The sequence below is a fragment of the Hwanghaeella sp. 1Z406 genome (assembly GCF_048892425.1).
In the GTDB taxonomy this organism is placed as follows: Bacteria; Pseudomonadota; Alphaproteobacteria; order UBA8366; family Aestuariispiraceae; genus Pacificispira.
Genome location: NZ_JBLZHU010000002.1, coordinates 120,970 through 143,684 on the forward strand (window position 1 = coordinate 120,970; position 22,715 = coordinate 143,684).

Sequence of the window (22,715 nt, forward strand, 5' to 3'; positions counted from 1 at the left end):
ATGTTTCAGGGTTTAGGCGTCGCCGACTCACTTTGCGGCAAGAGCCTCTTGGGCCCGCCCGACCAGCGCCTTGAAGGCCTCTGGGTCGTGCACCGCGATATCGGCCAGAACCTTACGGTCCAGTTCGATATCCGCCTTATTCAGGCCATCGATAAATCGGGCATAGGTCATCAGCTGGTCGCTGGCATCGCGCACGGCGGCGTTGATGCGCTGGATCCAAAGCTTGCGGAATTCCCGCTTGCGGACGCGCCGGTCGCGATAGGCGTACTGGCCGGCCTTCTCCACGGCCTGAACGGCTGTGCGGAAGGTGTTTTTGCGCCGACCACGGAACCCGTCCGCAGCCTTAATAACTTTTCTGTGTTTTGCGTGGGTTGTTACACCCCGTTTTACGCGTGCCATGAGTGTGGCTCCTCGAAATCTAGTGTCTTACGATGTGAAACAGTGCTGCCTTTGGGGCTGCTTACTGACCGCGAAGCCAGTTGCGCTTTACCACGGTGGCATCAGAGGCGCACATGATCTGGCCCCCCCGGTTCTGCCGCTTCATCTGCGTAGGACGGTTCGAGGTATTGTGGCGCAGGTAGGCGCTGTAGAAACGCACTTTCCCGGTGCCTGTGATTTTGAACCGCTTTTTGGCGGAACTCTTCGACTTAATCTTGGGCATTTTTAAACTCCATCTGTGGGCGGATGATCCGGTAAAGAATCAGGGCCGCTTCTTCGTAAGGCGGCCGGGCATACCCAGTGGGCCCGGAACGCGCCGCTTTTGCGCCCCAATCGTACAATTGAGGACGCGGGCTTATAGACCCGCAGGCCAGTGCTGGCAAGGCCCAGACTGCAGAAAGACGGCGAAAAATGTCAGGCCCGCTCCAGGGCGGTCACCAATTGGGTCAGCCAGGCCGTCAGATCCTCTGTCTGATGATGAACAAAGCCGTCAGAGGCACCATCCCCGGACCAGGCATGATCGGTTTTGACCCAGACCGTCCGCATGCCCAGTTCCGCTGGGACCTTAAGGTTTTTCACCATATCTTCAACCATGACGGCGCGGGTCGGGGTCACCTCATGTGCGGTCACCATCTGATGATAGGGCGCCGCACTGGGTTTAGGCACAAAGTCTGCCGCTGCAATATCAAAAATCCCATCGAAATGGGACGCGATGCCCAATCGATCCAGTACCGCCTCTGCATGGGCGACAGTGCCATTGGTAAAGATCAGCTTGCGCCCCGGCAACTTCGCCAGCGCCGCATTCAGTTCTGCATTGGCCGGGACCGGAGAATAATCGATGTCATGAACGAAACTCAGAAAAGCGTGCGGATCAACACTGTGATTGTCCATCAGGCCGCGCAGCGTGGTTCCATGCCGTCGAAAATAGTCTTTCTGCAGCACGCGCGCCTGATCATAGGAGATCGACAACAGGTCCGAGATGAATCCACCCATCCGCAAATCCACCTGATGGAACAGGTTACAGGTCGCCGGATATAGGGTGTTGTCCAGGTCAAACACCCAGTCTTTCGCCCTACGGATGCCGGGATCATCCCAGGCTGTCATAACAGGTCTATCGCTCATATCGGCAAGATGGCGCAGACAATCGATTTCGGCAATGGCATTTACCGATCAACGCTCTTTACTCTTTGTTCACAAAGCCACGATACCCTGATATCACTGTTATCTGCATGCTGTTTTCGGGAAATGCGGTTTTCCAACGATAGGCACGCTGAAGGCGGGAATGATGACAATCATGGCATCCAACAAAAAGTCGGCCCAAGATTTTTTGACTGGCGTTTTTGACAGCTACGCCAGCCCGGTGCTGCGATTGGATAACAATGCTCATTTGACAGGTCTGAATGACGCCGGAATAGGGCTTGCCGCCAGCCTGAATGGGGAACCAGGCATTCCCCTGATGCCGGCCATGGTGCAAATGGCGGTCAAGGCACGCAGCGCTGGGCGCGCCCAAACTCGCCTTTTCACGCTGCCTGACACAGGGCGACAGATTGAATTTCTGATGTTACCGCAATCCGATGGCAGCCAATTAATGATTGGGCGTGATGCCACATTGGAATCCAACATTCGAATTGCCCTAACGGAGTCGCGAACCCGGTTTAAAGATCTTGTAGACGTTGCTGCTGATTTCGCCTGGGAGACAGATAAGGACGGCCGGTTTAGCTATATCTCAGCCCGGGGAGCGTTGGGCTATCAACCAGAGGAATTGCTGGGGCAATCCCCTGAATCCCTGTTAATGGCCCCAGAAACCGCGCCATCACCGCTGCCGTTCCATGCCAATGGTACCTTGCGCAATGTTGAACTGTGGGTGCGCACGCATAAGGGGGACGCCGCCTGTATCCTGATTTCTGCGATGTCGATCCCAGGCGGGGATAACCAACTTTCAGGTGCCCGCGGCATTGCGATTGATGTAACCGAAGAACGCCACCGCCAAAGTGAGCTTGCCAGGTTGAAAATTCGCGAGCGGCTGGTTGCCTATATCGTCGACGCCTTGCGCAATGAAGTCGCACCTGAGGACATGCTGCACGCCGCTGCGACGGCGCTGGGCCGATCGACATCGGCGGATTCCTGCATCGTACAGGTTCGGGAACAGAATGGACCCGCGCTGGAATTCGTTGCCTATGGGGCGGCACCGGACCCAAATCTCGTGGAGCGCGCATTGGATCATATCCAGGATGAAAAGAGTCTGGTTTCGGGCCAGATTGACAGACACCACTATCTTGGAATTTCAACAGGATATGGGGGCGTGAAGAATGGCTCGATCCTGTTGTGGCGGTCAGATATGACGGCCGATTGGGACGAGGATGAACGCGCCCTGCTGAAGGCGGTCGAACCCCAGTTCGGGATCGTATTTCGACAAATCACCGATCAACATGAACTGGAACGGCTGTCACGCACCGATGAACTGACGGGTCTGGGCAATCGCCGGGCCTTTATCGAAGATCTGAAGCGCGAAATCCAACGCTATGAGCGCACCGGCGTCAACGGGGCGTTATTGTATATGGATCTGGATAACTTCAAACCCATCAATGATGATTTCGGCCACGAAAAAGGCGATGAAGCCTTAACTCAGATTGGGCGGATCATCACCAGCAGCACCCGGACCTATGATCTTGTCTGTCGCCTTGGTGGTGACGAATTCGCGGCATGGCTGGAAGGGGCCGATGAAAAAATCGCAAAATCCCGGGCCAATACCTTTCTGGAAAAACTCAACGCCTGGCGCCGGGAAAACCTGGGCGAGTCGAACCAGTTTGGGATGTCCATCGGTATTGCCCTGTTCACGGCCGGGCAGAATGAGAGTGTTGACGGCTTGATCGCCCGGGCTGATGCGGCAATGTATAATGCAAAGAAGTGCGGAAAAAATGGTATCGTGTTTGCGGCGGATTCGGATCAAGGCAAAAAGACCGATGGATCACAATAAAAACCTTTCAGACCAAGTCCCGGATCATGGAGCACAGAACCAGGATCAAGCCCTCTTGAATGCGTATGAAGATCAGAAAGCGCGCGCCCGAAGCCCAAACACCGACATTCGGATCGCATTGGCAGGTGCCCCAGACACACTGCCCGAAATCCTTTACTTTCTGGCGGAAGACTCAGTTGCGGAAGTTCGGCGCTGCGTCGCCCTGAACGAAAACGCACCGCGTAAGGCGGACCTGCTGCTGACCCAGGATCATGATGCGTCGATCCGGCAGGAATTGGCCGCGAAGATTGCCCGCCTGACGCCGGAATTGACGGATGACCGGCGCTCCACCCTGTACAAACTGACCGTTCAGGCGCTGGAAATTCTGGCGGAAGATCAATTGGTGCGGGTTCGGGAAATCCTGTCCAATGCCCTGAAGGACGTGGCCAAAGCCCCCTCCAATGTCATTATCACCCTGGCGCGCGATCAGGCGCTGACCGTTTGCAGTCCCATTCTTGAGTTTTCACCGGTCCTGTCAGACTCGGACTTGCTGGAAATCATCCGATCCAATCCGGTTCAAGGAGCAATGAGCGCCATTAGTCGACGGCAGGCCTTGAAGGAGAGCGTGTCGGATTCAATCGCCAAATCGGGCGACGAGGCTGCGATTGCAGAACTTCTGGTCAATGACAGCGCGCAGATTCGGGAAGATACGCTGGACCTGATCATCGACCGGGCACCTCAACGCAAATCCTGGCACGAACCCTTGGCCATGCGCCCAAACCTGTCGGCGCGTGCGGTTCAGCGCATCGCCAGCTTCGTTGCCATGAACTTACTGGACCGGATGCAGAGGCGCCTGGATTTGGACGATGACGTTATGGTCGCTATGGCAGAGGCGGTGGAACGGCGATTGGCGGAAGACACGCATACAAAGCTGCAAGAACCGGAATGGGCAAATTCGGATAAACTGGATGAGACGATCGCGCATATGTATGAAGTCGGAACCCTGACAAACAACGCGCTGGAACGGGCGCTGGCACAGGGAGAAAAGCGGTTCGTTGTGAAAGGCCTGTCCTTGTTGAGTGGCCTTGCCGCAGAGACGGTTCAGAACATCATCACCAACCGCAGCGCCAAGGCCGTGATTGCCCTGACCTGGAAGGCGGGACTGAAACCTCATTTTGCCTCTCAGTTACAGTCACAACTGGTCGGGCTCAGCCCGAACGATATGATCCGAACTACCGAAAATCGCTGGCCCATGTCTGACAACGACATGCAATGGCAGATCGATTTCTACAGCACCTGACGCCGATATCCTGCTGGAACAGGATATCCTATATACATCAAAGCGATCAGGGTAGGATGGGAAGCGCTCTTTGATGGATGCTACTCATCCCCATTGCGCACCAATTCATTCCGGGCGCGATTCAACTCGCTGGTTGTCAGAATCAGGCGCCGCCCCAAATCCCGGGTCATTTCAAAGGCGAAATGCGAATCCTGCCGCGCCATTTCTGAGAAGACTTCGCGATTAAGGCGCAAGGCCGTGGTTTTTTCACGGGCACGCACCGTCGCGGTCCGTTTAGAATCACACAACAGGGCCAGTTCACCCACCAGCTTATTGGCACCCAATTCAAACAGAACCTGTTCATTACCATCCGATTCGATCACAACCTCTGCGGCACCGTTCAGGATCACAAAGGCATCTTCGCCATCTTCCCCCTGGCGCATCAGTACTTCACCGGGATTGTAAGTCAGCCGCTCGCTGGTAAAGGCCAGAAACTTCAGTTTCGTTGCGTCCAGATTGGCAAATAGCGGCAACTCTCTAAGGCTGCGCGCCTCTGAGTTCAATGCATCATCCCCATCGCCGGCGGCTGCCTGTCGATCATAATCGGGTACCGCTACCGTGCTATCTTTGGTATCGGATATCTCAGAAATCCGGCCGGATTTAAGGTCAAATCGGCGATCATAGGAAATACCGTCCTGTTCGCCTGTTCCGATCCAGACCTGGGTTGTCCCCTCCAATCGCCTTGACAGATTGACTGCAATTCGCGTGCGCTGCGCCGGATCAATATTACTTAACCCATCAGACAGAATCATAATATCCGGATTTTTCAGGATTGAGCGCACCAGGTTCAATTTCTGACGCTGGGCAGATGACAAACGCCCGCCGCCAATGCCGACCTGAAAATTCAAGGCGGTTCTGAGAATGGCCTTTTCAATGCCCAGATCCCGCGATACCTCCCGCACCACGCCGGAGACTTTCTCAAGTGCATCGGCGCGACCATGAACGATACGGCCAAACAGAATATTATCCAACACGCTGAGCCCCTGATTGATCGTATCATCGCGATAGGGTTCAACACCGCCGCCTGGTTCAAACATTTCTGGATGCGATTTGCGAAGGTCATGACGCATCGCCAGAAGGCGCTTTTGCATGGCCTCGTCTATCAGACCCAGGCGATGCCGCTGCACGGTCAGTTTGAACGGCAGACCCAATACGATGCGACGTTCTTCTGTATCCAGTTCCGTTCCCGCAGCGCGCTGTTCCGACTTGCGGGCAATCAGTTTCAATTCCGGCAGCATGTCTTCACTGACGAAACTGTATTGATCAAAGAACGGGTGACCCGGTGGTAAATCCTTAAACAGATCCACAATAAGGCCCGCACAGCGCAGTCCGATTTCATAGAAATCATCGACCAGATCATGTTTGGTCATCATTGCGCGAATGATCGGGTTTGTCGCCCAGTTCTCGTATTGCCATTCGTCGGTTTGTGGTTTGCCAAAGATGATATTGCCCGCAACAGAGGCATAGGTGTTATAGCGATCAATGTCATAAGGCTGGACCAGATCATCCATGCCGCGCGTGTCCAGCAATGTGCGTATCTTGCCCCGCGCCTCGATCATCTTTTCCGCCAAGTCCGGTTCGCTCTTGGGATCAATCGTCATCCGCAGGCCCAAGGCGTAAAAATCATCCTCCAATTCCACGACATTCAGTAAATCTGTCGTATGGCCCATCAGATCCACCCGCGTGGCGACACCGGCAGAGTGATAATCCACCCAATCAGATGTGTGGCTGTAGGGGCTGTTGCCTGAGGCGATCGCTTCAATCACTTCCGATGATCGATTCTTATCGGATTTCTTGCTGTCCAGCTCTGCCTGGGGTGGCAGTCTGTTCAGACCCACCAGTAAATTCTCCGCAATCGATCCGGCAAAAAAGGTGGGCTCGCCCGAGACATATCCAATCCGCGCGCCCACCGTTGCCTGATGCAGGGTCGACACACTGTGCCCCCCCAACACCAGACTGCCGCTGGTTGGTAACAGAATCCGACTCAGTAGCTGAGCCAGAACATCCTTGGCCGTTCCACTGGTCGTGGTGATCGAAACGGTCTGCGCCGCATCGATGAAAAAGCTGGCATTGTCGATGATCCGCATGCCATCTTCATCGGCCCAGGTCACACCGGACGCCTGGACGGTGCCCGCCAGTTTTGGCAGATCGTCTGGCGGGCTGGCGACCAGCGCCTCGTCCATCATGCCGTCTGGTTCAAACTGACCGATCAACTGTTCGTATTTGATGTTGGAATCCGCAAGCCGCTGATACCAGTTCAGCAATTCCTTCCAGGGGGCGGCCAATTCCTTATAGGCGGCCAATGCCGCAACCAGGGCCCCCAGTGACAATTCCCCGTACAAGACAAGATACCCGCCAATGCCATAGAACAGAAATGGCGTCATCTGATTGATAAAATTATTCACGAATTTCATGAAGAATTTGCGTTGGAATATTTCCAGCCGGACCCAGAATATTTGACCCAGGCGACGCGATATATCCGACAATACAAAGCCTGTATTGTTATGCACCCGGACATCCTGGACACCGATCACAACCTCGCCGACGCGGTTGGACAGGCTTCGGACATGCCGCACCCGCTCCTTGCCCAGCTGGTTGATTTTGCGCTGCATTTTGGGGATGATATACCCCTGCAGCGGCACCAGGGCTGTGGCAGCAATCCCCATCATCGGATCCTGAATGAACAGGAACAAAATGACCGTCAGGAACATGCCGCCCTGATAGACCGGCAGGACAATGGCATCGCCGAAGAATCCGCCCAGAGGTTCGACCTCTGCGGTCACCATCGTCACAACCTCTCCCGCAGAGGTTTTCTGGAATTGAGGAATGGGAAAGCGCAAGGTGCGTTCGATCAGAATATAGCGCAGGCGGCGCAACAACCGCTCTGCCATGACACCGGCAAATGTGTTGATCCGCATCTTGAACATACCGTTAATGCAGACCAGTATCAGGAACAGGCCGCACAGCAGGAACAGATAAGACAACCGTTCCATTGTGAACCCGAACATATCTGTCAGATTATAGCCGAAAACAACCACATCCACGATTTCATGGGGCACCGGTACACCGGCATCCGTCGCCTTTGTGGGATCCTTAATCGCCTTGTTGATAATCGTTTTTGGCAGATCGAATGAATAGTACAGAAACGGAAAGGAAAGCAGCGTCAATACAAGCGCCATGATCTGCTCGCGTTTGGAATACGCCCAGACGAATCCATACATTGTTTTGTACATTAAAACCCTGCCCCCCTAGGCATTGGCGACACCAGAATTTTCACTTGATCCCCGTCACCCCTACTATTGCGCTGATAGTCTACCGACTAGTCAAGCCCGATAAGGGGATACCCCCATCCTGTAATGCACTTGATAAGCTCTTAAATGCGAAACATTGCCACTATACATTCAAAATCTTCTAAGTGGCGAATTGTTCCTTCAGAATCCGCTCTTCCAGATTATGCTCCGGATCAAACAGGATAATCGCGGCCATGCTGGGGTCTTCCACAATTTCCACATGGCGGACATTGCGCACTTCCGTAGAATCCGCGACGGCGCTGACGGGGCGCTTGGCAGTTTCGCGGGCGTGAAACTCAACCGAGGCAGAGCGCGGCAATAGAGCCCCCCGCCACCGCCGGGGACGAAAGGCGCTGATCGGGGTCAGCGCCAAGAGACCCGCGCCAAGCGGGACAATCGGACCATGCGCCGACAGATTATACGCGGTGCTGCCCGCTGGCGTTGACAACAAAACCCCATCACAGACCAGCCCGTTCAGCCGCGCTACACCATCGACACGGATATCAATCTTTGCCGCCTGTCTGGTTTCACGAAACAGGGAAACTTCATTGATAGCCAACGCTTCTTCAACACCCCCGTCGACGCGCGTGACCCGCATACGCAGGGGATGCAGCATCAATCGGCCCGCACTGGCGATACGCTCATACAGCTTGTCGGGACTGTATTCATTCATCAGAAAGCCCACAGTACCCCGATTCATGCCGTAAATTGGCTTACCGATCCCGATGTAATGGCGCAGCGTATGCAGCATAAAGCCATCCCCGCCCAAAGCGACGATCACATCCGCCTCTTCCGGCGTTGTAATATTTGGATATGCCGCGCGCAATTCACTCAGCGCTTGCAACGCCCGCGCGGCATCTGATGACACAAAAGCGAGCTTTTGGTCCGCCATTAAACCTCTCCTGCGCCCGGAATAAAACGGAATAGATAAATCTGATGGCGGCGCGCTTGCCATAGACCCTGCTTGGCGCACACACTAGCGCAATCACTTAGACAGGGGAAAGCACCTATGTATCGTCGCGCCTTTCAGGTTTCATTGATTTTCACAGTGGCGCTGATTTTCATGCTGCCCCCCCTTCAGAGCACCCTTGCCGATGAAAGCGATCATGAAGGATATTATTACCCAACGCCGCAAACTGAGGAACGGTATAGACCCCGCGTGAATTCCGTAGCAGAGGCAGATCGACGCACCCGCATCGCCTTCACGACCGGCCTGACGGCGCAGATGCTGGCCTCGCCCAGCCCGCCCCGCTTTGCGATTTTTGCGAAAGGGGATGGGGCCGATAAACTGATCATCGTCAGTATCACAGATGGTGCTTACAACACCCTGTATCGATTGCGGGCCCTGCTGGCCATGCTGACCGCTTATGCCCGCAGCAGCCCGGCTTTTAACGGATTTCCCAATCCGGAGAATTTGACCTTTCTGGATATGGTCTATCTGATTGGCTTTACGGAAATCACGGTGTCCGATGGTCGGGATATCGCCCATCGCATCTATCTGGACCCAAATGCTGAATGACCGAACGCACATGAAAAACGATAACGCCAATGCCCGCGAAGACGCTGAAATCCTGTTCGCCAATGAACGGTTTTATGCCGCCTTTGCAGGGGGGGATGAAGCGGCAATGGTCGCGCTGTGGGCGGAAGATGGCACGGTCTGCTGCCTGCATCCGGGTTGGGTACCCCTGCAAAACCGCCGCGAGATTATGGCCAGTTGGTCCGCCATTCTGCAGGCGCCGCCGCCGGTTGCCTGTGTCGCGCCATCAGTTCTGTCCCTGGGGCCAGAAGCCGCCGCCGTAATCTGTTGGGAGCAGATCGGCGATAATTTTTTGATCGCAACCAATCTATACCGCTGGGAAAGAGACGCCTGGCGCATTGTTCACCATCAGGCCGGGCCGGTAAATGGGCGACCGCCGGATGCCCTGATCGCCGCAGCCCGTTCCCAAACCGCAAACTGAATGATATTAAAGGCCACGATGACTGACTATATTCTGGGTCCAAATCCAACCAACCCGCATCTGACGCAACAGGTCGAGGGATGGGATCAAAACGGGGATCCCGTGACCACCGCCGTTGTCGTGGAACGCCCCCTGACCCTGTTCCTGAACGGTCAGGAAATTGTCACCAATATGACGATTGGCGATTATCCAGCCTATCTGGCAGTAGGCTATCTGTTGAACCAGAACATGCTGCGCGCCGACGACAAGATCACCGCGATTGACTATGACGACGATCTGGAAACCGTCGTGGTGCGCACGGAGCGGGAAACCAATTACGAAGAAAAACTGAAAAAGAAAGTCCGGACATCCGGTTGCGCCCAGGGCACGGTGTTTGGCGATCTGATGGAAAAGATCGAGGACAGCCAGTTGCCCGATGGACAGGTATTGAAGACATCCTGGATGCAAAGCCTGACAAAAAAGATCAACATGACCGACAGCCTGTATCTGCAGGCCGGCGCGATCCATGGCTGTGTGCTGTGTCAAGAAGATCGCCCGCTTGTTTATATGGAAGATGTCGGGCGCCACAATGCCGTGGACAAGATTGCAGGTTATATGTTCCTGGAAGGGCTGACGCCGGAAGATAAAATCTTTTACACGACCGGGCGCCTGACATCTGAAATGGTGATAAAGACGGTACAGATGGGCATCCCGATCCTGATTTCCAGATCCGGTTTTACCGCCTGGGGGGTTGAGCTGGCGCGTCAGACCAACCTGACCCTGATCGGCCGGGCCCGGGGAAAACGTTTCACCGCCCTGGCGGGGCAACAGCGCATCGTCTATGACGCCGACGCCTTTGATGCCGAAGACGAACCAAAAACCGCAGGTCGAAAGGGGGGGAGCAGATCTGATGCCGCCTGATGCATCTGCGACCAACATAACGGCCTTAAGGCCCATGGATATTCTGCGCGCCATTGACGCGGCCATTGAAGAGCATGGGAATTGGCTGACCCGCTGGCATCGGGCGCTGGTCTGCGAATTACCACCTGACAGAGATGTCATTGCGGAAAACTCAGCGGACCTGACCGCATTTGGACGCTGGCATGATCAGCATCGCCGGGATCCCTTGCTGGCCCAGATGGCGTTTCAAGATTTATGGCAGGAGTATTCGGCCTTGCACGACGCGGCGCGATCCGTTGCCCGGCTGGCGACGACAAGGCCCGTATCTGCCCAGGACTATGATGGTGTGGTGGCGAAATCGGACGCCTTTCTGACCAGAGCGCGCCGTATTCGGGATGCATTTCGCAAGGCGGTGTCGGACCTGGACCCCCTGACGGGCCTGAGCAATCGCACCACCATGAATGCCGAACTGGCCGCTGAATATGAGCGCGCGGTTCGCACCGATACGCCGTGCTGTATCGCCCTTGCAGATATCGACCATTTCAAGAAGGTGAACGACACCTATGGTCATGGAATCGGGGATCAGGTCCTTGCCGCCACTGCCGGACGGTTTCTGTCGCAATTGCGGCCCTATGATTTGATCTATCGCTATGGTGGGGAGGAATTCCTGCTGTGCCTGCCCAATGCCGACCCGAAAACAGCCGCCGTAGTGTTAGGGCGCCTGCGCATGGCCCTGTTCGAACGGGCCATCCCATTGGAAGATAACACGGATCTGTCGGTTTCCGCCTCCTTTGGGTTTGCCCAGATTATCGGATCGGCCCCCTTAAAGGAAATCATCGCCCAGGCCGATCAGGCGCTGTACCAGGCAAAACAGGCCGGTCGGAATTGCGTCATCGGATTTACCAAGGATGTGACCCATGACGCATAAAACCGCCGGATTGCTGTTGGCAGGCGGGCTGGCGCGCCGCATGGGGGGCGGTGACAAGGGCATGAAGCTGTTGGCCGGGCAATCCATCCTGCAGCACATCATAGGCCGCGTGAAGGATCAGGTGGAGGTCCTGGCGCTGAACGCCAATGGCGACCCATCACGCTTTACAGATTATGGTCTGATGGTGTTGCCCGATGTCATACAGGGGCAGCCAGGCCCCTTAGCCGGGGTTCTGACGGGTCTGGAATGGGCCCAACAGTCCCTACCGGATTGTGATTATGTCGCCACCTTCCCCACCGATGCGCCCTTCCTGCCAACAGATTTGGTCGACCGGCTATATGCCGCAATGAAAAAGGATGGGGCAGATATGGCCTGTGCCCGGTCCAATGGAAGGGACCATCCTGTGGTTGGCCTGTGGCCGGTTCGCCTGGCCGGTGATCTGCGTCAGGCCATGATCGACGACGACATCCGAAAGGTCGACCGCTGGACCGCGCGGCATAAATTAACCGTTGTCGACTTTCCCAGCGATTCAATTGATCCGTTCTTTAACGCCAACCATCCAGACGACCTGGCCGAAGCAGAAGCCCTGCTACAGCAAATCCCGAACAAACGGACTCGTTTGTGACGACATATTTAATAACAAAACAAATAGTTAGAGCATCATGAGGGCGCATGATGCTCTGGCACGTTAAGGCCTGACTTAAGGACGCAACACATGGGTATGGGTCGCGTCATACAATTTGCTGTCGTCAAACCCTTCCGGATTGAGGACGCGCCCGACCAGAATCAAGGCCGTCCGGGTGATGCCGGATGCTTTCACCTTGGGCCGGATATCGCCCAATGTGCCCTCGATAAAGGCCTGATCGGGCCAGCCGACGCGATACGCGATCACGACTGGACAGTCCGCGCCATAATGGGGCGTTAATTCCCGCACGACCTTCGCCAGATTGTTGATCGACAGATGGATCGCCAGCGTCGCACCACTGCGCCCCAGCGTGTCCAGATCTTCGCCCTGTGGCATGCCAGATGCCCGCACCGCCGTCCGGGTGATGATCACCGTCTGGCCAACGCCCGCCAGGGTCAGTTCCCGCTTCAACGCCGCCGCTGCTGCGGCATAGGCCGACACGCCCGGCGTCACATCATAGTCAATGCCCAGCGCATCCAGACGCCGCATCTGTTCCGCCGTCGCGCCATAAATGGACGGATCGCCAGAATGCACGCGCGCCACATTCAGCCCCCTGGCATGGGCATCCTCAATCTCCGCGATGATTTCTTCCAGATTCAGCGGGGCCGTATCAATCACCCGCGCCCCCTCTGGTGCTTCCGCAACAACTTCCGCCGGCACCAGAGACCCGGCGTAAAGGCAAACCGGGCAGGATTGAATCAGCTTCAATCCCCGCACCGTAATCAAATCCGGTGCGCCGGGTCCTGCTCCAATAAAATGAACTGTCATATAAAATTACCTTTTCGAATAGTTTGGAACCGCAAAGGGCGCGGAGGAGGCGCAAAGGACGCGAAGTAAAGTTAGCGATCGTCCAGCCCATTTACGAATCGCTGAATTCCGTTCTTGATCCTGGATGTATTGAAGTTAATCAAAAACCCCAGCCGATAGGGTCCTAGCTTCAAATAGCTCAAGACTTGGGCCCGATGAACATCGGTGATTGTCTCAACCGATTTTAACTCAACAACAACCAACTCATTGACAAGCATATCCAATCGGTACCCACGCTCGATAACCAGCCCTTTGTATGTCAGCGGAAGAGCCTTTTGGGTTTCAACAAACAGGCCACGTTCGGATAACTCATAGGCCAAACAAGTTTCATACGCTCCTTCAAGCAGTCCAGGCCCTAGTGCCCGATGCACCGACAGCGCTGAATCTATAATCTGCTTTCCAATCTGATTCTCATCCATAATCAATTTCCTTGGCGTCCTTTGCGCCTCCTCCGCGCCCTTTGCGGTTAAAGTTTCTATAACCGCTTATCTGCATAGCCGCGCGGGGTGAAGGCGCGGGGTGTGCCGGCATGGTCGAAGGCCCGCGTTGTGGAACTGCCGATCACCACCAGGGTGAACATATCCACTACGGACGGGTCAAAATCCTGCAATGTCGTGACCGTCACGCTTTCTTCCGGGCGGCCCAATTGGCGACACAGGGCGACCGGCGTTGTTGGTGGACGTTGCGTCAAAAAGACTTCACGCGCTTCTGGCAATAATGTGCGGCGGCGCTTGCTTTGGGGATTGTAGAAGGCGGTGACAAAATCCCCCTGGGCGGCAGCAGCCAGACGCTGGCGGATCGCTGCAACTGGTGTCAGCAGATCTGACAGGCTGATCAGGCAGAAATCATGCCCCATCGGGGCCCCCAGTCGCGCAGCCGCCAGTTGGAAGGCAGAAATGCCAGGCACAACCTCAACATCCACGGCCATAAGGCTGCGGTCCTGCGTTTCTGCCAGAAGCTCGAAAACCAGGGTTGCCAGCGCATAGATACCGGGATCACCAGAGCAGACCAGGGAAACCGTCTGTCCTTGTGCCGCCAAGGCCAGAGCCTTTGCCGCCCGGGCCTCTTCTGCACCCAGATCGGACTCATAGACCGGTTTGTCCCCGATCAGATCGGCGGCGAGATCCAGATACAGCCGATATCCCACCACCGCGTCAGATGCCAGAATGGCTCGTGCAGCCGCCCCGGTGCGATAGGCCGCATCCCCAGGTCCAACCCCCACGACGAAGAGCCGCCCCGGCGCGCGCCCGGCACTGATGTCCACAGACGCACCTTGAGCCCGCGCAATGGCGCAGGTATAGGGGCCGCTGCGGCGCTTTTCCGTGACAAATCGCGCCGTTCGGCCTGCCAGGGCCAGCGCGGATGCCTCCGCCACGCCATGACAGCCGATTTCCTGAAAAACCACGTCAGACGGATTGGGCAGATGGGGTGTCAGGGCTTCCAATTCCGCAGCCGTGAACAGGCGAATGGGGCGATCCAGAGCCTGAGAAACTGCCTTCAGCGCCGCCTCATCCCCTTTCAAATCCACCGTGCCGATGGCGGCGATGGCACACGGGTCCAGCCCGGTATCGGCCAAAACAGACTGCACGAAGTCTACCAGACCGTCTGCCGGGGCGTGGCGTTCACAGCCAATACCAATGGCCAGGCTGGGGGGCGTCAAAACCACCTGACCCGTGGCGGGTTCCACCTGTCGATCCGTGATCAGGACCTGCGGCACCTCGCCCGGTACCACAGATTGAAACACTTCCTTGGGCGGCCAGCTTGGATCCCCGCATTCCGGGCGCAGGGTCACCGTTTCCCCGGCCAACAGCCGTGCCGTCACAGATTTCACGGCCTGCGGGGTTTTCAGGGTCCAGCCCGCGGGTGGATCATCCAGCGCAAACCCAAGCGTGCGGTCCCCGGCGGTCGTAATGGCGGCTGTCCCACCCAATCCATCAGCCAGCTGTGTTGCCAGGGAGTTTGCCCCGCGATGGCCCCCCAACAGCGGAACCACCATCGTTCCGTCTTCAGACACGGACAGAACCGGCGCATCCTGCCACTTATCCGCGGCCAGGGGGGCCAGCGCCCGAATCAATATCCCTGCCGCACACAGGCCGATCACCGTCCACCCCTGAGCATATAATTCCCGCAGGCAGGCCAGCGTATCGTCAAAAACATGATCCGCACCGATCACGCGGTCCGCCTTGCCGTAAATAACAGCGCTGGGCAGGATTTCACGGGCGCGCAAGGCGGTTTCTGCGCCACGCTGGGTCAGCACGACCAGGGCAATGGGGGTCTGATGGGTCATTCCGCGGCCTCACCCACGCCATTGATCCACGCATCCCGGCGGCGATGCACCAGCACCATGGAGAAATAGGGAGCTGTTTCATGGGGATAGTCCGACAGGGCACAGACGGTCTGGCGATCCCCCATCGTGGCGTGACCGATATAGCGGGCCTGATCCATCAATCCCGTGGCCTCCAAGGCCCGGCGCAGTTTTGGCAAATGCCGCCCGATCTTGATGATCGCAGCCGCGTCGATTTCCTCCAAGCGCTTGATCAGGACGTCTTCGTCCAGGGGGGCGGGCAGGATGGTCAGAACATCATTGCGCGCCGCCAGCGGTGCCCCGGTCGCCGCTGCTGTCGCCATCAGGGAGGAAACGCCGGGCACAACCTCCACTGTGAACTGATCGGACAGGCGCCCGAACAAATACATGAAAGACCCATAGAAAAAGGGATCCCCCTCGCATAAAACAGCGACATCCCGGCCAGCTTTCAGATGATCCGCGATGGTCAGGGCAGCATCGTCATAGACCTGTTGCGCCGGGAAGCGTTTCACATCCATCGGCATGCGAATGGCGATTTCGATGTGATGGCCATCCAGATGCGGCGCTGCGATGCTGCGGGCCAGCGACTCCCCCTCCAGCGGTGCAGGCCAGGCCAGAACAGGGACAGATTTCAAAATCCGCAGTGCTTTCAGCGTGATCAGTTCCGGATCACCGGGCCCAACGCCCAATCCGTATAATGTGCCAAGAACCGGATCCGTCATAAGGGTTTCCTAATCGAATATTGCGTCACAGGCATCAGGGGGCGCCAGCCATGATAAGGCCCGACAGGCTCCAGGCGGGACACAGCGATGCGGGCCAAATCCCCACCCCAGTCTGCGAACAGGCCCGCCAGGCGGGTCTCGCTTTCCATCGTCACCGCATTGGCAACCAGCATGCCGCCGGGGGCCAAACGCTCCCACGCGATTTCCGCCATGCTGGATTTGGAAACGCCGCCACCCAGAAAAATTGCATCCGGTGCGCCTTTGATCTCGCCATAGGCTTCCGGTGCAGGGCCTTCGATCAGGTCCAAATGGGGCGTCCCCAGGCTGGCGGCATTGCGGGCGATCAGGCGACAGCGGGTCTTGTCCCGCTCTATCGCAACCGCCCTGCCTCCGGCGCGCATCCATTCAATGCCGACAGAGCCACATCCGGCACCGACATCCCACAGCATCGCCCCCCGGCGCGGCATCAGTTTCGCCAGGGTCGCGGCGCGAACCTCTCGCTTGGTCATCTGACCATCGTGGTGAAAAGCCTCATCGGGCAATCCCGGCACCTTCGATAAAATCGCTGCACCAGGTTCCGGCTGAAGCAGCACCGCGATTGTGTTCAGGTCCGCACCGGCGGGGATATCCCAGCCCCGGGCCACACCTTCGATCACCCGCTGTTTCGGGCCGCCCAGATGTTCCAGGACCACGACTGAACTTGCCCCATAGCCTTCCGCTGTCAGCAGGCCCGCTACCTGGGCCGGGGTTTCAGCATTTTCCGACAGAATGAACAACCGCGCGCCGGGTTCCAGATGGGCGGAAAGCAGACTCAAAGGGCGTCCATGCAGGGTCAGGCGTGTCACCTCTTCCAGCGGCCAGCCCAGATGGGCGGCGGCCAGGGAAAATGCGCCGGGCGCGGGCAGAACTGTTAAAGCATCACGCCCGAAGGCCCGCCCCAGGGTGACCCCGATGCCATAGCTCATGGGATCGCCGGTTGCCAGGACACAGACGGCCCGGCCTTTGCGGGCGGCCAGGTCCGCGACGGTATCGCTCAGCGGTGTACGCCAGGTCAGCCGCTCCGCCTTATGGGAGGCGGGGATCATGGCCAGATGCCGATCGCCCCCGACCAGAACCTCAGCCCCCTCAATCAGGGCACGGCCAGCCGGGGCAACGGCGTCCAGGCCATCCTCCCCAATGCCAATGATGGATAACCATGCAGCGGATTTTGCGGTCATTATGTGTCCAGGCTCCCGGTCAAGGCGTTGACGGCGGCGGCGGCAAGGGCGCTGCCTCCTTCCCGCCCGGTCAGGGCGATATAGGGAAGGCCCGACTCGATCAAGGCCTGTTTCGATTCAGTGGCCCCGACAAAACCGACCGGAAATCCCAGAATCAAGGCCGGTTTCGGGAAGCCCTCATGGATACGTTCCAGCAAATGAAACAGGGCGGTGGGCGCATTGCCGATTGCAACGACGGCACCCGCCAACCAGGGCTGCCACAGATCAACAGCCGCCGCGGATCGGGTCGTGCCCAGCCGCTGGGCCAGGGGGGCGACGGCCCCTAATCCCAAGGTGCACATTACCTCGTTGCGCTTGGGCAGGCGGCTGCGGATGATGCCTTTCGACACCATTTCAACATCGCACAGGATGGGCTTTCCCGCCGCCAGGGCCTGGCGGCCCGCCTCTGCCGCCCCCGCACTGGCCCGCAAACCGGTCACAACATCCGGCCGCCCACAGGTATGGATCAAGCGGATGGCGACATCGTGCAATTCGTCTGGCACAGCAGACAGATCCGACGCCTCCCGGATCAGGCGGGCGCTTTCCCGGTAGATTTCCGCCGGGTCCTTGATATAGCGATAGGGGGGAGAGGCCGTCACGATACCGATCCCCGTCAATCCGGTTTCGGCAACGTCACACCTTCCGTCATGCTGCGCGGACCATGCGGATGATCCGCCTGAGGATAGGGATGGTGGTGGTGATCGTGCCCATGATCATGCCCGTGTCCATGTCCGTGGTCGTGGTCATGACTGTGGCCGTGTTGGTGGTCGTGCCCATGGTCATGAGAATGATCGTGGTCATGCGGGTGTTCATGGTCGTGGTCGTGGTCATGACTGTGCCCATGATCGTGACTGTGCCCATGATCTTCTGCCGGACCGGTGCCGATGCCTTCGACGTGGTGGTGATGGCTTTCCTGCGGTAGGCCGACCTCGTCTTCGAAGCCCAGAACCTGGTTGCGGTATTTGCACATCTGGCAATTCATGTTGTTCGCGCCCTCGACAATCTCAAACAGGCGCTCTGCAAAGGTTTCCATGACCATCGGATGATCATTCAGATAGCCGGCCTTCACGAATTCCAGCTCCGGGTGCCGGGCGGCGACCTGGTCTGTGTAATCATAGATGCGTTTGATCAGAATGCCGGTGAACAGGAAATAGGGGAACACGACAATCCGCTTGTATCCCATACGGGCGCAATGCTCCAGGGCGGGCTCTACCAGCGGGAAGGTCACACCGGAATACCCGACTTCCATCCAGCCAAAGCCCATGCCCTCCCACAGCATCCGTGCCACTTTGGCGACATTGGAGTTGGCATCGGGATCAGACGCGCCACGTCCGATGACGCATAACAGGGTTTCATGCCGGGAAATGGCGGGATCCAGCGGGGCCAGGGCCTCTTCGATGCGCCCGGCAGCCGCCTTCAGCATTTTCAGATCCACCGCCAGTTCACGGCCATATTTGATCGACAGGCCGGGATTTTGTGCCTGATAGGTGTTCAGGACGGACGGGATGTCATTTTTCGCATGGCCCGCGGCAAACAACATGCCCGGCACGGCCAGCACGCGGGTCACGCCCTGCTCTTGCAGCTTATCCAGACCAGTGCGGATGATCGGTGTCGCGAATTCCAGAAAGCCATATTCGACCGGCAGATGCGGAAAGCGGGCCTTCATGGCCTGGGCGATCTGCTCAAATTCCGACACGGCACCAACGTCGCGGCTGCCATGGCCACAGATCATGATACCGACCTTGTCGTCGTCAATATGGGTGGGAATCGAAAATTGGGTATCAACGGTCGCTGAGAGCGCCGCGGCTGTATTATTGGACATATTTGCCCCCGTCCTGGCTTGGGTTCTTATTAAGGCTCCACGCATCCGACCCAAATTTGCCCCCGTGTCGGTGGGGTGCTCATGGACTGACACCTAACAGACCCAACACGACCCGTCAGCCGAAAAACCGTCCGGCTTTAAAAGGTTTGCGACAGGGCCGGATTTACATCACCCCCTCGGCGCGTGCTTGTTTAAGATGCGCTGTAGGGTGCGGCGGTGCATTTTCAGGCGGCGCGCGGTTTCGGAGACGTTGCGGTTGCATTGTTCAAACACCCGCTGGATATGTTCCCAGCGCACGCGGTCGGCCGACATCGGGTCTTCCGGTGGGGGCGGCAGGGGGCGGTCGTGTTCCAACAGGGCGGCGATGATCTGGTCCGCATCGGCGGGCTTTGCCAGGTAATCGATCGCGCCCTTTTTCACCGCCGTCACGGCACTGGCGATATTGCCATAGCCGGTCAGCATGACGATGCGGATATCATGGCGGGCATCGCGCAGGGCCTCCACCACATCCAGGCCGTTGCCGTCTTCCAAGCGCATGTCGATCACGGCATAGGCAGGTGGGCGATTGGCTGCGACATCCAGGCCTTCCGCGACCCCGGCGGCGCTGCGCACCTCGAACCCGCGTTGTTCCATGGCCCGCGCCAGCCTGTTTCTCAACGGGGCATCGTCATCGACGATTAACAGGGTGCGGTCCCGGATATGGGCGGGCAACATGTCGGACATTGTCTTCTGTTCCTAACCTGATGTGTCTCTTATCAGCAAACTATAGTGCGTCGCCCTGGACTTCCAACACCCTGCGCGGCCAGCGGATCAGGATCTCCGCACCCTTGCGATTGCGAAACACGGTTTCCGCCCCGATGCGTTCCAACAGGGTTGTGGCGATAAATACCCCTAAACCCATATGGCCATTCTGACCAGCCCGGGTCGACAGATAAGGTTCCCCCAACGTCTGTAACACGGCATTGGAAAATCCAGGCCCGTCGTCATGAATGGAAATCCAGACATCATTTTTGGTCCAATACAGGCGCACCGTGACGGCGCTGCGGGCGAACTGTCCGGCATTGGATATGAAATTGCCCAAGCCATGCAGGAATTCCGGTGTGCGCGGCACCAACGGTTCCGCCCCGTCACAGGATTCATCGATCTGAACATCCAGGGTGATCCTGTCTGGCACATGTTCATCGCTGGCAATCTCAACCAGATTTGACAGCGGCAGAATTTCAAACGGATCCCCGGTCGCCGCGCCTGGACGCGAAGACAGGCCAACCAGAATATCCCGGCATCGATCCGACTGGCTCTTCAACAGGGCGACATCTTCATATAAGGGACTGTTCGGCGGGACCGTGCGCATCAATTCCTGGGACACCACCGCGATCGTCGCCAGGGGGGAACCCAATTCATGCGCCGCCGCCGCGGCCAGCGTGCCCAGGGCGGACAATTCCCGCTCCCGCGCCAGGGCATCGTCAGATTCGGACAGGGCATCGGTCAAGCGCCTGGATTCTTCCGATGCAGTCCACACAAAGGTGGCGATAAAAACCAACGACATGGTGATCGCGGTCCATATCCCCAGGCGATAGACAAAGGGCAGTGCGACCCCCAAAGGGGTCTCCCACGGCAGGGGCAAATGCACAAAGGACAGCACTGTTGCGGCCCCCACCGCCAGGGCGGTCAGCGCCAGGGTCGCGCGCCGCGACAGGATTGTTGCAGAAACCGTGACCGGGGCCAGCAACAACAGGGCAAACGGGTTTTGCAATCCACCCGTGAAACCAATCAGGCTGGCCAATTGCAAAAGATCAAACCCCAGAACCAGCGATGCGCGCCTTTGGCTCAATCGTCGGGGGCGCGACGCCATCAAGACCAGATTCGATATCGCCAGCGCCGTGGTCGCCAACAGACAGGGCAACAGGGCAAAGGGAAATTCAAACGCGATGGAGACAATAATGACCGTCAATAACTGACCGGCCACCGCGATCCACCGCAGCATGACCAGGGTCGACAGGCTTAACCCGATGGGTCGTGCCTCTGCAACACGGGCCTGGTGCAGTGCGCGCTTGACCCGAAACCACCCCGTGGGTCGGGAAAAGTCACGGGTCGATGAATTGTGATTCTGATCCATTGTAGACGCCTTGGGGCAACCAGGCCGTGCCGTGCAGGACCCATTGGGGGTTCACGCCAAAGCTTAGGCAGTCATCCCCGTCGCGTCACCCTAAAATGACTGGCGGGGGATAATCATCCCTATTGAAAATCCTGCCCATTGATCGCAATGATGAAGTCATAGAAGGGCTCTAATTCCGTCGCCCGCAGCGCACGCGGCTTTTTGTCGCTGACATCGGCCCAGGCATTGGCGGTATGCGCCAGAACACCCAGCGCCAGACCAACCGTCAGAAAATTCTTTGGGGCTTCCCGCAGGAACTGCTGAAACGGCCTGGGGTCGTCCTTTTCAATCAGCTCATCAAAGGCCAGATTGTAATTCTTGATGATGCTCATCACCGTAGAATGCGTGGTTCGGATCAGGCTGCGCGACTGGTCCCGCCGAAATTTAAACCGATCCATAGCGGAATCCGTCATCGTCTCCCGGTCTTTGGGCATCGAATCCGATGACCCCAGCCACCGAAAGAAATCATATAGCAGGGGCTTATAGCGCTCATACTGAAATTCATAGTAATTGATCCCCTTCCAGGCAAAGAGGAATTGTTTGGTTTGCGATTCATCCAACCGGAAACTGCGGATCAGCCCGCGCGACCCATCTGTTTCCTCGCCCTGCCAGATCGCATCAACCACCGCGCCGGTCATCAAGCGCTGACCTTCGTCATCCTTATCGTGGTTTTCACCAAGATAGGCCTGATAGACATCCATATTATTGGCAGAATTGGCTTTCGCCACCAGCACACTGATCTTGTCCAACACGGGGCGGCGGATCAGCATCCAGTCCTTTTCCGTGATTTCAAAATAGCTGGGTGAAATGCTGCGCTCAACCTCAACTTCCCGACGCTGCGATAACAGCAGGAACGGATCAAAGGTCGGAACTTTGGTCAGGATTTCCAGGACGCGCTGATCATGGGCAGACAGGGAATCCGCTGATTTTATCGCACCACGCTTGGCCAGAACCTTAACAATGCGATCCGGGTCCGCCAGGGTCGATTCGCCGCCCTGATCGACTTCCAGGTCGTTATATGGGAAATAAACGCGGGTTGAGACGAAAACCTCATCCTCGTGATCATTCTGTGTGACTTCTTTGAAAAATATGCCCAGATTCAACGTGGAAAGATCAAACATCTTCCCCGGCGGCGGCTCATCAGGCGCACTGCCTTCCTTTAGTCCCAGATAGAC

Annotated in this window: 22 protein-coding genes; 7 read left to right on the forward strand and 15 right to left on the reverse strand. The window is 57.3% G+C overall.

What is annotated here, in order from left to right:
* Positions 1 to 27: 27 nt before the first annotated feature.
* From rplT to ACOSDR_RS04920, 3 genes are all read right to left on the reverse strand, one after another.
* Positions 28 to 399, reverse strand: a complete 372-nt coding sequence (rplT, locus tag ACOSDR_RS04910; protein ID WP_420723297.1) for a 50S ribosomal protein L20 — start codon at positions 397 to 399, stop codon at positions 28 to 30.
* Between the two features lie 61 nt (positions 400 to 460).
* On the reverse strand, positions 461 to 661 hold the full coding sequence (gene rpmI / locus ACOSDR_RS04915) for a 50S ribosomal protein L35 (protein ID WP_420723296.1): 201 nt from the start codon (positions 659 to 661) through the stop codon (positions 461 to 463).
* Between the two features lie 191 nt (positions 662 to 852).
* Positions 853 to 1,542, reverse strand: a complete 690-nt coding sequence (locus tag ACOSDR_RS04920; protein ID WP_420723295.1) for a pyrimidine 5'-nucleotidase — start codon at positions 1,540 to 1,542, stop codon at positions 853 to 855.
* Between the two features lie 190 nt (positions 1,543 to 1,732).
* Here ACOSDR_RS04920 and ACOSDR_RS04925 point away from each other — a divergent pair, with 190 nt between their 5' ends.
* Both ACOSDR_RS04925 and ACOSDR_RS04930 read left to right on the forward strand, forming a co-directional pair.
* Complete coding sequence (locus ACOSDR_RS04925) at positions 1,733 to 3,415, forward strand: diguanylate cyclase (RefSeq protein WP_420723294.1); 1,683 nt, start codon at positions 1,733 to 1,735, stop codon at positions 3,413 to 3,415.
* Entirely contained in the window at positions 3,402 to 4,694 is a 1,293-nt protein-coding gene (locus ACOSDR_RS04930) for a DUF2336 domain-containing protein (protein ID WP_420730549.1), read from the forward strand. The genes ACOSDR_RS04925 and ACOSDR_RS04930 overlap by 14 nt, the downstream gene beginning before the upstream one ends.
* Before the next feature lie 80 nt (positions 4,695 to 4,774).
* Here ACOSDR_RS04930 and ACOSDR_RS04935 read toward each other — a convergent pair whose 3' ends face one another.
* Positions 4,775 to 7,966, reverse strand: coding sequence for a cyclic nucleotide-binding domain-containing protein (locus ACOSDR_RS04935; RefSeq protein WP_420730550.1), 3,192 nt, complete (start codon positions 7,964 to 7,966; stop codon positions 4,775 to 4,777).
* Between the two features lie 178 nt (positions 7,967 to 8,144).
* Positions 8,145 to 8,915, reverse strand: a complete 771-nt coding sequence (locus ACOSDR_RS04940; protein WP_420723291.1) for an NAD kinase — start codon at positions 8,913 to 8,915, stop codon at positions 8,145 to 8,147.
* 117 nt (positions 8,916 to 9,032) lie between these two features.
* Here ACOSDR_RS04940 and ACOSDR_RS04945 point away from each other — a divergent pair, with 117 nt between their 5' ends.
* The 5 genes from ACOSDR_RS04945 to mobA are packed head-to-tail and all read left to right on the forward strand — an operon-like array spanning position 9,033 to position 12,413.
* Positions 9,033 to 9,542, forward strand: a complete 510-nt coding sequence (locus ACOSDR_RS04945) for a molybdopterin-guanine dinucleotide biosynthesis protein A (protein WP_420723290.1) — start codon at positions 9,033 to 9,035, stop codon at positions 9,540 to 9,542.
* A gap of 10 nt (positions 9,543 to 9,552) precedes the next feature.
* The gene (locus ACOSDR_RS04950; RefSeq protein ID WP_420730551.1) at positions 9,553 to 9,981 is read left to right on the forward strand and encodes a nuclear transport factor 2 family protein; all 429 of its coding nucleotides are present in this window, start codon (positions 9,553 to 9,555) and stop codon (positions 9,979 to 9,981) included.
* An 18-nt stretch (positions 9,982 to 9,999) separates the two neighbouring features.
* Complete coding sequence (fdhD, locus tag ACOSDR_RS04955) at positions 10,000 to 10,881, forward strand: formate dehydrogenase accessory sulfurtransferase FdhD (protein WP_420730552.1); 882 nt, start codon at positions 10,000 to 10,002, stop codon at positions 10,879 to 10,881.
* Positions 10,871 to 11,788 carry a diguanylate cyclase gene (locus ACOSDR_RS04960; RefSeq protein WP_420730553.1) on the forward strand — a complete coding sequence of 306 codons (918 nt, stop codon included), beginning with the start codon at positions 10,871 to 10,873 and terminating at the stop codon, positions 11,786 to 11,788. The genes fdhD and ACOSDR_RS04960 overlap by 11 nt, the downstream gene beginning before the upstream one ends.
* The gene (gene mobA / locus ACOSDR_RS04965; protein WP_420730554.1) at positions 11,778 to 12,413 is read left to right on the forward strand and encodes a molybdenum cofactor guanylyltransferase MobA; all 636 of its coding nucleotides are present in this window, start codon (positions 11,778 to 11,780) and stop codon (positions 12,411 to 12,413) included. Before ACOSDR_RS04960 ends, mobA begins: the two co-directional genes overlap by 11 nt.
* Before the next feature lie 75 nt (positions 12,414 to 12,488).
* Here the strand turns inward: mobA and cobM are convergent, their stop codons facing one another.
* From cobM to ACOSDR_RS05015, 10 genes are all read right to left on the reverse strand, one after another.
* Positions 12,489 to 13,241, reverse strand: coding sequence for a precorrin-4 C(11)-methyltransferase (gene cobM / locus ACOSDR_RS04970; protein ID WP_420730555.1), 753 nt, complete (start codon positions 13,239 to 13,241; stop codon positions 12,489 to 12,491).
* Positions 13,242 to 13,312: 71 nt separating this feature from the next.
* Positions 13,313 to 13,699 carry a GxxExxY protein gene (locus ACOSDR_RS04975; protein ID WP_420730556.1) on the reverse strand — a complete coding sequence of 129 codons (387 nt, stop codon included), beginning with the start codon at positions 13,697 to 13,699 and terminating at the stop codon, positions 13,313 to 13,315.
* Between the two features lie 56 nt (positions 13,700 to 13,755).
* The gene (cobJ, locus tag ACOSDR_RS04980) at positions 13,756 to 15,567 is read right to left on the reverse strand and encodes a precorrin-3B C(17)-methyltransferase (protein ID WP_420730557.1); all 1,812 of its coding nucleotides are present in this window, start codon (positions 15,565 to 15,567) and stop codon (positions 13,756 to 13,758) included.
* Complete coding sequence (gene cobI, locus ACOSDR_RS04985; protein ID WP_420730558.1) at positions 15,564 to 16,307, reverse strand: precorrin-2 C(20)-methyltransferase; 744 nt, start codon at positions 16,305 to 16,307, stop codon at positions 15,564 to 15,566. The genes cobJ and cobI overlap by 4 nt, the downstream gene beginning before the upstream one ends.
* The gene (gene cbiE / locus ACOSDR_RS04990) at positions 16,304 to 17,524 is read right to left on the reverse strand and encodes a precorrin-6y C5,15-methyltransferase (decarboxylating) subunit CbiE (protein ID WP_420730559.1); all 1,221 of its coding nucleotides are present in this window, start codon (positions 17,522 to 17,524) and stop codon (positions 16,304 to 16,306) included. Before cbiE ends, cobI begins: the two co-directional genes overlap by 4 nt.
* The gene (locus tag ACOSDR_RS04995) at positions 17,524 to 18,162 is read right to left on the reverse strand and encodes a precorrin-8X methylmutase (RefSeq protein WP_420730560.1); all 639 of its coding nucleotides are present in this window, start codon (positions 18,160 to 18,162) and stop codon (positions 17,524 to 17,526) included. Before ACOSDR_RS04995 ends, cbiE begins: the two co-directional genes overlap by 1 nt.
* A gap of 14 nt (positions 18,163 to 18,176) precedes the next feature.
* Positions 18,177 to 19,385: a sirohydrochlorin chelatase gene (locus tag ACOSDR_RS05000; protein ID WP_420730561.1), complete on the reverse strand. Its 1,209-nt coding sequence runs from the start codon at positions 19,383 to 19,385 to the stop codon at positions 18,177 to 18,179.
* 168 nt (positions 19,386 to 19,553) lie between these two features.
* The gene (locus tag ACOSDR_RS05005) at positions 19,554 to 20,108 is read right to left on the reverse strand and encodes an ActR/PrrA/RegA family redox response regulator transcription factor (protein WP_420730562.1); all 555 of its coding nucleotides are present in this window, start codon (positions 20,106 to 20,108) and stop codon (positions 19,554 to 19,556) included.
* A gap of 40 nt (positions 20,109 to 20,148) precedes the next feature.
* The gene (locus tag ACOSDR_RS05010) at positions 20,149 to 21,501 is read right to left on the reverse strand and encodes an ActS/PrrB/RegB family redox-sensitive histidine kinase (RefSeq protein ID WP_420730563.1); all 1,353 of its coding nucleotides are present in this window, start codon (positions 21,499 to 21,501) and stop codon (positions 20,149 to 20,151) included.
* A gap of 119 nt (positions 21,502 to 21,620) precedes the next feature.
* Positions 21,621 to 22,661 (reverse strand): hypothetical protein, encoded by a 1,041-nt coding sequence (locus tag ACOSDR_RS05015; protein WP_420730564.1) that lies wholly within the window; start codon positions 22,659 to 22,661, stop codon positions 21,621 to 21,623.
* Positions 22,662 to 22,715: the final 54 nt, after the last annotated feature.